Here is a 14,238-nt window from a genome sequence, read left to right on the forward strand (position 1 = left end):
TCGCCTGCCGGGCAGGGGCGTCACCGAGGGCCGCGAAACGGCCGACGGCGCGTCCGGCCGCGCGGTCGCGCGCGCGGTCCGTTCACAAGGACGTTGGCACCGGACACGCCGGTCGACCCGTGCCGCCCAGGGCTGCCCCGCCGCACGGCGTGATTCCGGCGGGGCGATCCCGGGCCGCCCGCTCATCCTGCGGGCTCACGCCTCCCCAGGGCCCTGCCGCCGGAGGCCTACGCCTTCGCCGGTCCCCGCCAGCGCCGCCACACGCTCGGCGCCCCGCCGACCAGTACGGTCAGCGCGATCGCCGCGGCCACACCCTCCCAGGGCTTGCTGAACAGCGCGCCGCTCAGGACGCCGATCAGCTGGTACGTCACCGCCCAGGCCAGGCAGGCCGGCAGGTTGCCGCGGGCGAACCGGCGCAGCGGCCACTTGGCCAGCAGACAGGCCAGCATCACCGGTATGCGCCCCGCCGGCACCAGCCGGGACAGCACGAGTACAGCGACATCGTGCTCGGCGAGCTTCTTCTGCGCCTGCTCCAGCCGGTCCTCGGGCGCCCGCGACCGGATCGCCTCCAGCCAGCGTGACCCGTTCTTCGAGCCGACGCCGCGCCGCCCCAGCCAGTACAGCGCCATGTCCCCGCAGAACGCGGCCAGCGACGCCGTCACGAACACCATCAGCATGGAGAACGGCACCGTCTGGTGCATCGCCACCACGGCCGCCGAACTCACCAGCGCGCCCGTCGGCACCACCGGCACCAGCGCCCCGATCAGCACCAGCAGGAACAGCGACGGATAACCGAACGCCTGCTGCGCAGGATCGGTCGGTATGCCCGTCGTGGCGGCGGCCAGCCAGCTCACCGTGCGACCTCCACCCGGACCCGCTCGCCGTGCCCCAGCCGGTGCACCGACACCCCCGGCGCGCGCAGCGCCGACAGGCGCACGAACTCGTCGCCCGGCGTGTGGAACTCGTGGGGGCGCACGGCGTCCATACCGATCGGCCAGTACGTGCCGTAGTGCACCGGCACCGCCGTGCGCGGCGCCAGCCGGGCCAGCGCCTCGGCCGCGCGCCCCGCGTCCAGATGCTCCTCGCCCAGGTACGGCCCCCAGCCGCCCACCGGCAACAGGGCCGCGTCGACCGGCCCGACCTCCTTCTCCATGCCGTCGAACAGGCCGGTGTCCCCGGCGAAGTACGTCCGTGCCTCACCCTCGACGACATAGCCGAGCGCGGGGGAGCGGTGCCGTCCGACCGGCAGCCGCCGGCCGTCGTGCCGTGCCGGCACCGCCCGTATCCGCAGGTCACCGACCGTTGCCTCGTCGCCCGGAGCCACCTCGCCCACCTCCAGGTGCCCGAGCCGGCGCAGCCCTGGCACCGCCCGGCGCGCGCCCCGGGGCACGAGCAGGCGCGTGCCCGGCGCGAGCCGCGCGAGCGACGGCACGTGCAGGTGGTCGGCGTGCAGGTGGGAGACGAGCGCCACGTCCGCGCGCCAGGCGTCCGGCGGCGGCACCGCGCCCCGCCTGCGACGCAGATGGGCGAGCCTGCGGGCGAACAGCGGGTCGGTGAGCACACGGATGTCCGAGTCCTCGACCGTGCAGGTGGCGTGACCCCACCAGGTGAGCTCCACCGGCACCTCTTTGCCTCCTTCGCGCGACTCCCCGCAGCCTACGTCCAGGAGTAGGGTCGGCGGCGAAAACGGGAGGTGAGGGGGACACCATGGGGCCGGTGAGGGTGACGGCGATCGCGAGTCTGACGCCGCTGGAACAGCTGGACGACGATCCCTTCCTGGTCGACTCGCGCAGCCAGCACGCCATGTGCGCCCGCTGGGCCGCGGAGCACGGATACGTCGTCGCCAGGGAGCTGCTGGTACGCGGCCTGCGGCCCGACCACGACGCTCTGTGGGACGGTGTCCGCCCCGGGCACGACCTGTTCGTGGCGCCCAGTCTCCGGGTGCTGGAGAGCGCGCTGTCGTCCGTGGAGGAGTTCACCGCGGAGTGCGCGCGACGCGGGGTCCGCGTCGAGACGGCCGGCCACGCGGAACCGTCCTACGACGCCCGGATGAAGGCGTGCGTGCACCGCAGACTGTCGATGCCGACGGCGGGATACGACGGCCGCTGACACGACCGCGGGGTGTGAACCGGACCCGGGGGGACAAACGGGTGCTCCGGACCGTTGTGACAGGGTGGGGAAGGCCCGCGCGGACGACGGGCCGGGACGTGAGGTGTGCGGAGCGTGGGTGGAGGCCGTTGGCGCCGGGTCGCCAGTCAGGTCGGGCGGAGTGTCGCGGTGTGGGCGGTATCCACCCTCACCGTGCTCGTGCTGGCCGGGATCCTGCCGGACTTCCGGCTCCAGTCGCCCGACGGCGACAGCGCGACCGACATCGCCATGACCGCCGCGATCGGCGCCGGCGCCTTCGGCCTGCTGTCCGCCCTGGTGTGGCCGCTGCTGGTCCGGCTGCTGCTCCTGGTGCCGGCACTGGTCCTCGGGCTCCTCGTCTTCTTCCTCAACGGCGGGCTGCTGCTCCTCGCCATCGACGTGAACCCGGCGGGGCGCGGCGGCGTCGCCCCCGAGACGGCGGTCGTGGTGGCCGCCGTCATGTCCGCCGTCGCCTCCGCCACGGGCGGCGCCCTGGCCGTGCGGGACGACGACGCCTACCGGCGACGGCTCTACCGCCTCGCCGACCGCCGCCGCAGATCCGGCCCGCCCTGCCCGTCCGATCCCGGCACCGTCTTCCTGCAACTGGACGGCGTCGGCCACGACGTCCTGCTGGACGCCGTCGGCGACGGCGTCATGCCCACCGTCGCCCGCTGGCTCGGCCGGGACGGCACGTCGGCGACCCACCGGCTCGCCCGGTGGCGCACCGACTGGTCCAGTCAGACCGGCGCCAGCCAGCTCGGCATACTGCACGGCAGCAACCACGACGTCCCCGCCTTCCGCTGGTACGAGAAGGACAGCGGCGAGGTCGTCGTCTGCAACCGCCCGACCAGCGCCGCCGAACTCCAGCACCGCGCCGTCAGACACACCGGCGACGGCGGACTGCTCACCTTCGACGGCGCCAGCCGCGGCAACCTGTTCGGCGGCGGCGCCGACGAACAGGCCCTCGTGCTCTCCATCGCCACCCGCCGCCGCAGCCCCCGGACGCGGTCCCGCTCCGGGTACTTCGCCTACTTCTCCGACCCGGCCAACGCCGTCCGCACCGCCATGTCCTTCGTGGCCGAGGTGTGCCGGGAGATCGGCCAGTCCACCCGCGCCCGCGTGCGCAAGGTCCGCCCGCGGGTCTCCCGCGGCGGCCTCTACCCCTTCGTCCGTGCCTTCGCGACCGTCGTCGAACGGGACGTCGTCGTCGCCGCGGTGATGGGCGACATGCTCGCCGGACGCACCGCCGTCTACGCCGACCTGGTGGCCTACGACGAGGTGGCGCACCACTCCGGCCCGGCCGGCCGGGACGCCTCGAAGGTCCTCCAGCGGCTCGACCGCGCGCTCGCGCTGATCGAGAAGGTCGCCGAGCACGCCCCCCGCAAGTACCGGATCGTCGTCCTGTCCGACCACGGCCAGAGCCCCGGCGAGACCTTCCGCGCCCGCTACGGCCTCACCCTCGGCGACCTGGTGCGGGCCGGCTGCGGACTGCCCGTACCGCGCCGCGCCCAGCGCACCCGCAGCGGCGCCGAGGCCCGCAACACCGTGCGGGCCGCCCTGCACCGGCCCGTCGAGGAGGGCGCCGAGCAGCAGCGCCCCGCCGACACGCCCACGGGCCGCCGCTCGGAGCCGATCGTGCTGGCCTCCGGCAACCTGGGCCTGGTCTCCTTCCCGGACGTGCCGCACCGGATGACCCGGGAGGAGATCGACGCCCGCCACCCCGCCCTGCTGCCCACCCTCGCCAACCACCCCGGCATCGGCTTCCTGCTGGTGCGCAGCGAGAGGCACGGCGGTGTGGTGCTCGGCGCGCGCGGCGCGGAGATCCCCCTGGACCGGCTCGACGAACAACCCGGCCCGCTCGCGCCCTTCGGACCCGGCGCCGCCGACGCCGTGCGCCGCACACACTCCTTCCCGCACACCGCCGACATCATGGTCAACTCCTTCCACGACCCGGCCGACGGCGAGGTCCTCGCCTTCGAGGAGCAGATCGGCTCGCACGGCGGACTCGGCGGCGCCCAGTCCCGCGCCTTCCTCCTGTCGCCGGTCGTGCTGTCCGCGCCGGTCGCCGAGGGCGCGGAGATCGTCGGGGCCGAGCACGTCCACCGGATCCTGCGCCGCTGGCTGCGCGAGTCGAACGGCCCGCAGGTGCCCGTGGAGGATCCCCGGTACAGGGCCGTCGAGGGCGGACCTTTTCCCGTCCCGGACGGGGTCGTGCAGGACAAAAGCGCCTGATTTGGAGCCACGCCGGACCGTGCCCGACCATGGGCGCCGTCCCGGCGATCCCGGGCACCAGTTCCAAGGAAGGCGCCCCACCCCATGCACGTCACCGGGACCGTCCCCCCACCGGCTCCGGACCCGCAGGAACCCCCCGCGGCCTCCGACTCCGCTCCGGCCCCCGGCAGCGGCAGGCACGCCCGCCGCTTCGGGCTCCCCGTCGCCACCGCCCTGGTCATGGGCAACATCATCGGCGGCGGCATCTTCCTGCTCCCGGCCTCCGTCGCCCCCTTCGGCACCATCAGCCTGCTCGCCTTCGGTGTCCTGACCGTCGGTGCCATCGCGCTCGCCCTGGTCTTCGGCCGCCTCGCCGCCCGCGACCCGCGCACCGGCGGCCCCTACGTGTACGCACGCGAGGCGTTCGGCGACTTCGCCGGCTTCCTCGCCGCCTGGGCGTACTGGATCACCACCTGGGTGTCCAACGCGGCGCTCGCCGTCGCAGCCGTCGGCTACCTCGACGTCCTGATCCCGGTGAACGACCACCGCTGGACCGCATGCCTGGCCGCGCTCGTCATCCAGTGGCTGCCGGCGCTCGCCAACTTCGCGGGCACCCGCTATGTCGGCGCCGTGCAGCTCGTCTCCACCGTGCTGAAGTTCGCGCCGCTGCTGCTCGTCGCGGTCGGCGGGCTGTTCTTCTTCGACCCGGACAACCTGGGCCCGTTCAACGCGAGCGGCGGCAGCGGCATCGGCGCGGTCTCCGCCGCCGCCGCGATCCTGCTCTTCTCCTACCTCGGCGTGGAGTCCGCCGCCGTCAGCGCCGGCGAGGTCAAGGACCCCCGCCGCACGGTCGGCCGGGCCACGATCATCGGCACCGCGGGCGCCGCCCTCGTCTACCTGCTGGGCACGCTCTCCGTCTTCGGCACCGTCTCCCACGACCGACTGGTGACCTCCACCGCGCCCTTCTCCGACGCCGTGAACACCATGTTCGGCGGCGCCTGGGGCGGCTGGGCCGTCGCGCTCGCCGCCCTGGTGTCGATGACCGGCTGCCTCAACGGCTGGACGCTGCTGAGCGCCCAGACCCCGTACGCGGCGGCGAAGGACGGCCTCTTCCCGGCCGCGTTCGCCCGCAGGCGGCGCGGCGTGCCGACGGTGGGCGTCGGTGTCACCGTCGTCCTGGCCTCCCTGCTCACCGTGTACAACTACACGTCCGGCTCGGCGAAGGTCTTCGAGGTGCTCGTGCTCGTCACCACCTTCACCGCGACCGTGCCGTACCTGCTGGCCACCGCCGCGCAGATCTTCCACCTGGTCTCCGGGCAGGGCGAAAAGGTCGACCGGGCGCGGCTGGTGCGGGACGGCGTGATCGCGGCGGTCGCGGCCGGGTTCTCCCTCTGGCTGGTCGCGGGCGCCGGCTACGCGGCGGTCTACCAGGGCGTGCTCTTCCTCTTCGCGGGCGTGCTGGTGTACGCGGTCATGGCCGCCCGCAGGCGGCGGCAGGACGGTCCCGCCGCGCGGTGATTCGGCTGCCTACGGGCCCCGTCCCCCGTCCCGCCCACACCGGTGCGGGTCCGCTTCGCACAGCAGCCCGAGGAGCTGCTGCGTGCAGGCAGCCGTCACAGGCCCGCGGCGTACCCGCCGCCCGGGTCGTGTGCCGCGACGCGGAACCGCACGACGCCGGGTACCCGCCCGCGACGGACATCGCCGGCCGGGTGCGGGGGCACGGCCGCGCCGGCACCGCCCTCCAGCCCGGCGTCGACGCGCTGCTGCGCGCCGACGACTTCGCGCGGTGCTCGTCATCACCGACGGCTGGTGCGCCGTACTTCGGGTACGGCGCGAGCACGCCTGCCTGATCCCGCAGGGCGCGCGGCTGCCGTTCACCGTCCGAGGACCGGTCTTCCGCGTGAGCTGAGCCGGAGTGTGATCGGATGGGGGGTGAGGAACCCGGAGACGGGCTCCCACCGCCCCAGTACAGCAAGCGAATTCGAGAGGACCCGCCGTGGCAACCACGCGCTCCGCACACACCGTCTGGGAAGGCAACCTGCTCGAGGGCAACGGTGTCGTCACCTTCGACTCGTCCGGCATCGGCGAGCAGCCGGTGTCGTGGCCGTCGCGCGCCGAGCAGGCGAACGGCAAGACCAGCCCGGAAGAGCTGATCGCCGCCGCCCACTCCAGCTGCTTCTCCATGGCGCTGTCGCACGGCCTGGCCGGCGCCGGCACCCCGCCCACCAAGCTCACCACCTCCGCCGACGTCACCTTCCAGCCCGGCGAGGGCATCAAGGGCATCCACCTCACCGTGGAGGGCACCGTCCCCGGCCTCGACAACGACGCGTTCGTCGCCGCGGCCGAGGACGCCAAGAAGAACTGCCCGGTCAGCCAGGCCCTGACCGGCACGACCATCACCCTCACGGCGAAGCTGGCCTAGCAACGGCTAGGAGCCGGCGCGCTCCCAGCCCCGCCGGTCCGGGCGCGGCCCCAGCTGCCTGGGGTCGCGCGACCGGTAGACCACGTAAGGCCGGACCAGGTACTGCACCGGCGCGCTGAACATGTGCACGAGCCGGGTGTAGGGCACCAGGGCGATCAGCACCATCCCGATCACCGCGTGCACCTGGTACAGCACCGGCACCCCCACCATCAGCTCCGTCTTCGGCTGGAGGGTGAACAGGCTGCGCGACCAGGGCGCGATGGTGTGCCGGTAGTCGTAGCCGGTGCCGGAGGAGTGCGCGAGCTTGGCCACCATGCCCAGGACGATCGCGCCGAGCAGGAAGACGTACATGGCCTTGTCGTTGGCGGTCGTCGCCCGGAAGACGGGCGCGTTGGTGCGCCGCCGGTAGATGAGGATCAGGATCCCGGCCACCGCCAGTACCCCGGCCGCCGTGCCGCCGTACAGGGACAGCAGGTGGTACGCGTGCTCGCTCACGCCCAGCGCGTCCGTCCACGACTCCGGGACGAACAGCCCGACGAGGTGGCCGACCAGCACGAACAGGATGCCGTAGTGGAACACCGGCGAGGCGATGTTCAGCAGCTTCGACTCGTAGACCTGCGAGGACCGCGTCGTCCAGCCGAAGCGGTCGTAGCGGTGCCGCCAGATCAGGCCGGCGATCAGCAGGGCGAACGCGGCGTAGGGCAGGACGCCCCAGAGGAAGACGGTCACGGGCGGGCTCCGGTGGGTGCGGGCGGCAGGGTGGCGTACACGGCGTCCAGGACGCACGCGTAGGGCGTGCCGAAGGCGGTGAGCCGGGAGCGGAGCCGGTCAAGGGCGTCGCGGTGCTCGGTGAGCATGCCGATGTCCCCGGTGCGGGAGACGAACTCCAGTACCGCGGGCAGGAAGTCCGGCAGCTCCTCGCCCGTGAACTCCAGGCCGTGGGCGCGGTACAGCTCCTTGAAGCGGACCAGTGACATCCCGCGGTTGCGGGTGTCGCCGTCGGTCCACCAGCTCAGGTACAGGCTGTGCCGGTTCTTGAAGTCGAAGACCTCCACGTAGTGCGCCTGGAGTTCGCCCTGCGGCGTCACGGCCGCGTGGTCGGTGAAGGCGCGCAGTTGCGGCGCGGCCTCGCGCAGCAGCGGCAGCCGGGCACGGAAGTCGTCGTCGGGATACGTCAGACAGAGCGCCGCCGCCTGGTACAGCACCTCGAACCCGGGCATCGGATCAGACCTCCCTCTCGTCGTCCGCGGTCTGCCGCCTGCGCAGGATGTGGAAGTTCTCCACCGGCACCAGCGGCAGCCTCCGGCGTCCCGAGTCCTGGCCGAACGGCCCGTCGCCGCCCATCCCCGGACCGCCGTCGGTGTCCAGGCTGCACGTGTCCGGCAGCGCCGACGCCTCCAGCCGGTGCGCGTCCCCGACGGCCGCCGTCGGGATCACGTACCGCTCCTCGTACTTGGCGATCGCCAGCAGCCGGTACATGTCCTCGACCTCCTCGGGACGCATGCCGACGCCCGCGCTGATGGCCGGGTCAGGGGGCTCGCCGAGGTTGACCGACCGCATGTGGGCGCGCATCGCCGCCAGCTTCTCCAGCGAGGCCCGCACCGGTCCGACGTCGCCCGCCGTGAACAGTTCGGCCAGGTACTCCAGGGGGATCCGCAGCGTGTCGATCGCGCCGAACAGGTTGTCCGCGTCCTCGCCGTCGTGCCCGGTCTCCGTCAGCGCGTCCACCACCGGTGACAGCGGAGGGATGTACCAGACCATCGGCATGGTGCGGTACTCCGGATGCAGCGGCAGCGCCACCCGGTACCTGCTCACCAGCGCGTGCACGGGGGAGCGCCGGGCCGCCTCCAGCCAGTCGAACGGGATCCCCGCCTCCTGTGCCGCCCGCCGCACCGCCGGGTCCTCCGGGTCGAGGAACACCCCCAGCTGGGCCTCGTACAGGTCCTGTTCACTCGCTGTGGAGGCCGCCTCGGTCACCTTGTCGGCGTCGTACAGCACCACCCCCAGGTACCTGAGCCGTCCCACACAGGTCTCCGAGCAGACCGTCGGCTGGCCCACCTCGATGCGCGGATAGCAGAAGGTGCACTTCTCGGCCTTGCCGGTGCGGTGGTTGAAGTACACCTTCTTGTACGGGCATCCCGTCACGCACATCCGCCAGCCCCGGCAGCGGTCCTGGTCGACCAGGACGATGCCGTCCTCGGACCGCTTGTACATCGCCCCGGACGGACAGGACGCCACGCACGACGGATTGAGGCAGTGCTCGCAGATGCGCGGCAGGTAGAACATGAAGGTCTCTTCGTACGCGAACCGCACCTTCTCCGAGGCCTGCTGCCGCGTGCGCTCCACCATCGGGTCGAGGTCGCCGTAGGCGGGGGCGCCGCCCAGGTTGTCGTCCCAGTTCGAGGACCAGCCGATCTTCATCGGCTTGCCGTCGAGCTGCGAGACGGGCCGCGCCACCGGGTAGTCGTCGCCGAGCGGGGCGTCGGTGAGGTTCTTGTAGTCGTACGTCCAGGGTTCGTAGTAGTCCTTGATCTCCGGCAGTCTCGGGTTGGAGAAGATCCCGGCGAGCTTCTTGAACCGGCCTCCCGCCTTCAGCTTCAGCGCGCCCCGCCGGTTCAGTTCCCAGCCGCCCTGCCACTTCTCCTGGTCCTCGTAGCGGCGGGGGTAGCCCTGGCCGGGGCGGGTCTCGACGTTGTTGAACCAGACGTACTCCATGCCGCGCCGGTTGGTCCACGCCTGCTTGCAGGTGACCGAGCAGGTGTGGCAGCCGATGCACTTGTCGAGGTTCATGACCATCGCGATCTGGGCCATCGGGCGCATCAGTACTCGACCTCCTGGCCGCGGCGGCGGATCACGGTGACCTCGTCACGCTGGTTGCCCGTCGGGCCGAGGTAGTTGAACGCCCAGGACAGCTGGGCGTAGCCGCCGATGAGATGGGTCGGTTTCAGGATGAGGCGGGTGAGCGAGTTGTGGATGCCGCCGCGTTTGCCGGTGGTCTCCGCGAGCGGGACGTTGACCGTGCGTTCCTGCGCGTGGTGCATGTAGACCGTGCCGGGCGGCATGCGGTGCGAGACGATCGCGCGGGCCACGACCACGCCGTTGCGGTTGACCGCCTCGATCCAGTCGTCGTCGGACACGCCGATCGCCTCCGCGTCCTGCGTCGACATCCAGATGGTCTGGCCTCCCCGGGACAGCGCCAGCATGAACAGGTTGTCCTGGTACTCGGAGTGGATGGACCACTTGTTGTGCGGGGTGAGGTAGCGGACCGTCACCTCCCGGTGGCCGTCCGGGCCGAGCCGCGGCTCGCCGAACAGCCGGCTCATGTCCAGGGGCGGCCGGTACACCGGGAGCGCCTCGCCCAGCTCGTGCATCCAGTCGTGGTCGAGGAAGAAGTGCTGGCGGCCGGTGAGGGTGTGCCAGGGCTTGAGGTGCTCGGTGTTCAGCGTGAACGCCGTGTACCGGCGCCCGCCGGCCTCGCTGCCCGACCACTCCGGCGAGGTGATCACCGGCACGGGCGCCGCCTGGGTGTCCGCGTACGTGACCCGTTTGCCCTCGTGCTCGGCGGCCAGGTGGGCCATGGCCTGCCCGGTCTTCGCCTCCAGCGTGTGGAAGCCCTGGACGGCCAGGCGCCCGTTGGTCGTGCCGGAGAGGGCCAGGATGGTGTTGGCGGCCTTCACCGCCGTGTCCAGTGCCGGACGCCCGTCGGCCGGGCCGCCGCGCACCGCGCCGTTCATGTGCCGCAGCCGCTCCACCTCCTCGTCCGGCTTCAGGGTGATGCCCTTGGCGGGCAGGCCCTTGGCCTCCACCAGCGGGCCCAGCGCCGCGAACTTCGCGCCGACCGCCGTGTAGTCCCGCTCCACGACCGTGAGGTTCGGCAGGGTCTTTCCCGGCTCCGGACCGCACTCCCCGCGCCGCCAGTCCCGTACGACCCCGCCCGGCTGGGCGATCTCGCCCGGGGTGTCGTGCTGGAGGGGCGCCGCCACCAGGTCCTTGCGCACGCCGAGATGCCCGGCGGCGAGCTCGCTCAGCTTCTCCGCCAGCACCTTGAAGGTGTCGAAGTCGGTCCGCGTCTGCCACGGCGGGTCCACGGCCGGGGAGAAGGCGTGCACGTAGGGGTGCATGTCCGTGCTGGACAGGTCGTGCTTCTCGTACCAGGTCGCGGCGGGCAGCACCACGTCGGACAGGAGCGTGGACGAGGTGTGCCGGAAGTCCAGCGACAGCAGCAGGTCGAGTTTCCCCTCGGGCGCCTCGTCGTGCCACACCACGTCCCGTGGGCGTTCGTGAGGCGCGGCCTCCTGGGCACGCAGCGAGGAGTGCGTGCCGAGGAGGTGCTTGGTGAAGTACTCGGCGCCCTTCGCCGACGAGCCGAGCAGATTGGCCCGCCACAGGGTCAGGATCCGCGGCCAGTTCTCCGGCGCGTCCGGATCCTCGCAGGCGAACCTGAGCGTGCCCGCCCGCAGTTCGGCCACCGCGTTCGCCACCGGGTCGCCGAACGTCTCGCCCAGCTCCAGCGGGTTGCGGTCGAAGGTCGGGTACGACGGCATCCACCCCGTCCGTGCCGACAGCGCCAGGCAGTCCGCGCCCGTCATCCCCGTCAGCCGTCCCTCGCCCAGCGGCGAGGCCAGCACGTCCGCGCCGAACCGGTCGTAGCGCCACTGGTCGGTGTTCAGGAACCAGTACGCGGTGCCGATCATCTGGCGCGGCGGGCGCGACCAGTCCGACGCGGCGGCCAGCGACGCCCAGCCGGTCACCGGCCGGCACTTCTCCTGACCCACGTAGTGCGCCCAGCCGCCGCCGTTGCGGCCCTGGCAGCCGGTCAGCTGGAGCAGGGCGAGGAAGGTCCGGTAGATCGTCTCCGAGTGGAACCAGTGGTTCGTGCCCGCGCCCATCAGGATCATGCAGCGGCCCTTGGAACGCTCGGCGGTGCGCGCGAACTCCCGGGCGATCCGCACGCAGGCCGCGGCCGGTACCGAGGTGTGCGTCTCCTGCCAGGCCGGGGTGCCGGGCGCGGCCGCGTCCTCGTACGACGCCGGCCAGTCACCCGGCACCCCGTCACGCGCCACGCCGTACTGCGCCAGCAGCAGGTCGAACACCGTCGTCACCAGCGGCCCGCCCGCCCCGCCGAGCCGCGTCGCCGGTACGCCCCGCCGGACGACGTCCCCGCGGCCCTGCGCGTGCGCGCCGCCCTCCGTGTCGAAGCGGGGGAGCAGTACTTCGACGCCCGACGCCATCTCGTGGCCGTGCAGGCTCAGCCGGGGCCGCACGTCACCGAGGTCGAGGTTCCACCGGCCCTGGTCCGCCTCGTTCCAGCGGAAGCCCAGCGAGCCGTTCGGGACGACCGCGCGGCCCGTCGCCTCGTCCAGCACGACCGTCTTCCAGCGCGCATCCTCGCCCTTCTGCTCCAGGTCGGCGGCGCGCAGGAACTTCGCCGGTACGTGGGCCCCGTCCCGCTCGGTCAGGGTCACGAGGAACGGCAGGTCGGTGAAGCGCCGCACGTAGTCGTCGAAGAAGGAGGTGACGCGGTCGACGAAGAACTCCTTGAGCACCACGTGCCCCATCGCCAGGGCCAGCGCGGCGTCCGTCCCGGGGTGCGGGTGCAGCCACTGGTCGGCGAACTTGGTGTTGTCGGCGTAGTCGGGGGAGACGACCACGACCTTCTGGCCCCGGTAGCGGGCCTCCGCCATCCAGTGCGCGTCCGGTGTGCGGGTCACCGGGACGTTCGAACCCCACATGATCAGATACGCCGCGTCCCACCAGTCGCCCGACTCCGGCACGTCCGTCTGGTCGCCGAAGACCTGCGGCGACGCCACGGGCAGGTCGGCGTACCAGTCGTAGAACGACAGCATCGGGGCGCCGATGAGGGAGTGGAAGCGGGCGCCCGCCGCGTGCGACACCATGGACATCGCCGGGATGGGGGAGAAACCCGCGATGCGGTCGGGGCCCTGGGTGCGGATGGTGTGGACGTGGGCCGCCGCGACCATCTCGACGGCCTCGTCCCAGGTCGCCCGGACCAGGCCGCCCTTGCCGCGCGCCCGCTGGTAGCGCCGCCGCCGCTCCGGGTCGCCCTGGATGTCGGCCCAGGCCAGCACCGGGTCCGACAGCCGCGCCTTCGCCTCCCGGTACATCTCGAGGAGCACCCCGCGCACGTACGGGTAGCGCACGCGGGTCGGCGAGTACGTGTACCAGGAGAACGCCGCGCCCCGGGGACAGCCGCGCGGCTCGTACTCGGGACGGTCCGGGCCGACCGACGGATAGTCCGTCGCCTGGGTCTCCCAGGTGATGATGCCGTCCTTGACGAACACGTTCCAGCGGCACGAGCCGGTGCAGTTCACGCCGTGCGTGGACGTCACGACCTTGTCGTGGCTCCAGCGGTCCCGGTAGAAGGCGTCCGACTCCCGGCCGCCCACCAGCCCGATGCTGTGCAGGTCGGGCGCGGCCGTGCCCGGCCGGAAGTACCGTCCCGCCCGCAGCAGCGCCGCGCCCGGCTCGGTGGGCGGTGTCCGCGTGTCGGTCACGTGCGCTCCCTTGCTCGACCGGGCCCTGGCTTTCGAACCTAGGGGCGGGCGCGGGAGCGCACCTGTCCGCGGGGACCGTACGGGTCAGGCGGGCGGTCCGGGTGACCGGGTCAGGCCTTGCGCGCCACCCCCGCGTACACCGGCACGATGCCCTCCGCCTGCGTCGCCACGTCCTCCGGGTCCGGCCGCCACCCGGTCACCGGGATGGTGCCGGGACCCAGCAGCTCCAGGCCGTCGAAGAACCGCGAGAACTCGGTGAGGGAGCGCGGGTAGAACGGCGTGCCGCTGCGGGCGAACAGACCGGCCGCCCTGCCCACCGCCTCGGGGTTCAGATCGGGCGTGACCTGGGAGAGGACCAGGTAGCTGCCCGGGGCGAGCGCGTCGACGTACCGCCCCAGCAGACCGTGGACGTCGTCGCCGTCGGCCGCGTCGCCGAGGTAGTGCGTCAGGGCCACCAGCGACAGGGCGACCGGCCTGCCGAAGTCCAGGGACTCGCCCGCCAGCCGCAGGATCCTGTCCGGGTCCCGGACGTCCGCGTGGACGTACTCGGTGGACCCCTGCGCCGAGCCGTGCAGCAGTGCCTCGGCGTGCCGCAGGACGATCGGGTCGTTGTCGGCGTAGACGACCCGCGCCTCGGGCGCCACCGCCTGGGCCACCTGGTGCAGGTTCGGCTCGGTGGGGATGCCGGTGCCGATGTCCAGGAACTGGCGGATCCCGGCCTCGGCGAGCGTACGGACGGCCCGGTGCATGAACCGGCGGTTGGCCCGCGCCCCGCGGACCGCCGTGTCGTCCGCCGCGAGGATCTTGCGGGCCAGCTCCTCGTCCACCGGGTAGTTGTCCTTGCCGCCCAGCCACCAGTCGTAGACGCGGGCCGGATGCGGCCGGCTGGTGTCGATGGGGGCGGCGGTGGCGTCGGAACCGGTCATGCGCTGTCGTCTCCTCGGGGCCTGGTGTGTCGGGGCT

11 protein-coding genes and 1 pseudogene are annotated in these 14,238 nt (G+C 72.7%); 5 read left to right on the forward strand and 7 right to left on the reverse strand.

Going from position 1 to position 14,238, the window contains the following annotated elements:
• Positions 1–227: 227 nt before the first annotated feature.
• Both ACH4F2_RS05525 and ACH4F2_RS05530 read right to left on the reverse strand, forming a co-directional pair.
• Positions 228–854, reverse strand: a complete 627-nt coding sequence (locus ACH4F2_RS05525) for a DedA family protein (protein WP_398131378.1) — start codon at positions 852–854, stop codon at positions 228–230.
• Positions 851–1,624 (reverse strand): MBL fold metallo-hydrolase, encoded by a 774-nt coding sequence (locus tag ACH4F2_RS05530; protein WP_398131379.1) that lies wholly within the window; start codon positions 1,622–1,624, stop codon positions 851–853. The genes ACH4F2_RS05525 and ACH4F2_RS05530 overlap by 4 nt, the downstream gene beginning before the upstream one ends.
• A gap of 83 nt (positions 1,625–1,707) precedes the next feature.
• Here ACH4F2_RS05530 and ACH4F2_RS05535 point away from each other — a divergent pair, with 83 nt between their 5' ends.
• The 5 genes and pseudogenes from ACH4F2_RS05535 to ACH4F2_RS05555 all read left to right on the forward strand — a co-directional run bounded on the left by ACH4F2_RS05535 (position 1,708) and on the right by ACH4F2_RS05555 (position 6,760).
• Positions 1,708–2,109 (forward strand): hypothetical protein, encoded by a 402-nt coding sequence (locus ACH4F2_RS05535; protein ID WP_398131380.1) that lies wholly within the window; start codon positions 1,708–1,710, stop codon positions 2,107–2,109.
• 105 nt (positions 2,110–2,214) lie between these two features.
• Positions 2,215–4,359, forward strand: a complete 2,145-nt coding sequence (locus ACH4F2_RS05540; RefSeq protein WP_398131381.1) for a phage holin family protein — start codon at positions 2,215–2,217, stop codon at positions 4,357–4,359.
• Between the two features lie 84 nt (positions 4,360–4,443).
• Complete coding sequence (locus tag ACH4F2_RS05545; RefSeq protein ID WP_398131382.1) at positions 4,444–5,856, forward strand: amino acid permease; 1,413 nt, start codon at positions 4,444–4,446, stop codon at positions 5,854–5,856.
• 101 nt (positions 5,857–5,957) lie between these two features.
• Positions 5,958–6,247 (forward strand): annotated as a pseudogene (locus tag ACH4F2_RS05550) (hypothetical protein); the annotation flags it as partial.
• 87 nt (positions 6,248–6,334) lie between these two features.
• Positions 6,335–6,760: an OsmC family protein gene (locus tag ACH4F2_RS05555; protein WP_043377849.1), complete on the forward strand. Its 426-nt coding sequence runs from the start codon at positions 6,335–6,337 to the stop codon at positions 6,758–6,760.
• A 6-nt stretch (positions 6,761–6,766) separates the two neighbouring features.
• On the opposite strand, the gene narI is transcribed toward ACH4F2_RS05555, so the two are convergent.
• From narI to ACH4F2_RS05580, 5 genes are all read right to left on the reverse strand, one after another.
• Positions 6,767–7,489, reverse strand: coding sequence for a respiratory nitrate reductase subunit gamma (gene narI, locus ACH4F2_RS05560; protein WP_398131383.1), 723 nt, complete (start codon positions 7,487–7,489; stop codon positions 6,767–6,769).
• Positions 7,486–7,980, reverse strand: coding sequence for a nitrate reductase molybdenum cofactor assembly chaperone (gene narJ / locus ACH4F2_RS05565; protein WP_398131384.1), 495 nt, complete (start codon positions 7,978–7,980; stop codon positions 7,486–7,488). Before narJ ends, narI begins: the two co-directional genes overlap by 4 nt.
• 4 nt (positions 7,981–7,984) lie before the next feature.
• Positions 7,985–9,580 (reverse strand): nitrate reductase subunit beta, encoded by a 1,596-nt coding sequence (gene narH, locus ACH4F2_RS05570; RefSeq protein ID WP_398131385.1) that lies wholly within the window; start codon positions 9,578–9,580, stop codon positions 7,985–7,987.
• Positions 9,580–13,275, reverse strand: a complete 3,696-nt coding sequence (locus ACH4F2_RS05575) for a nitrate reductase subunit alpha (RefSeq protein ID WP_398131386.1) — start codon at positions 13,273–13,275, stop codon at positions 9,580–9,582. Before ACH4F2_RS05575 ends, narH begins: the two co-directional genes overlap by 1 nt.
• Positions 13,276–13,385: 110 nt before the next feature.
• Entirely contained in the window at positions 13,386–14,201 is an 816-nt protein-coding gene (locus tag ACH4F2_RS05580; protein WP_398131387.1) for an SAM-dependent methyltransferase, read from the reverse strand.
• Positions 14,202–14,238: the final 37 nt, after the last annotated feature.

The organism is Streptomyces sp. NPDC017890, assembly GCF_044328675.1.
Lineage (GTDB): Bacteria > Actinomycetota > Actinomycetes > Streptomycetales > Streptomycetaceae > Streptomyces.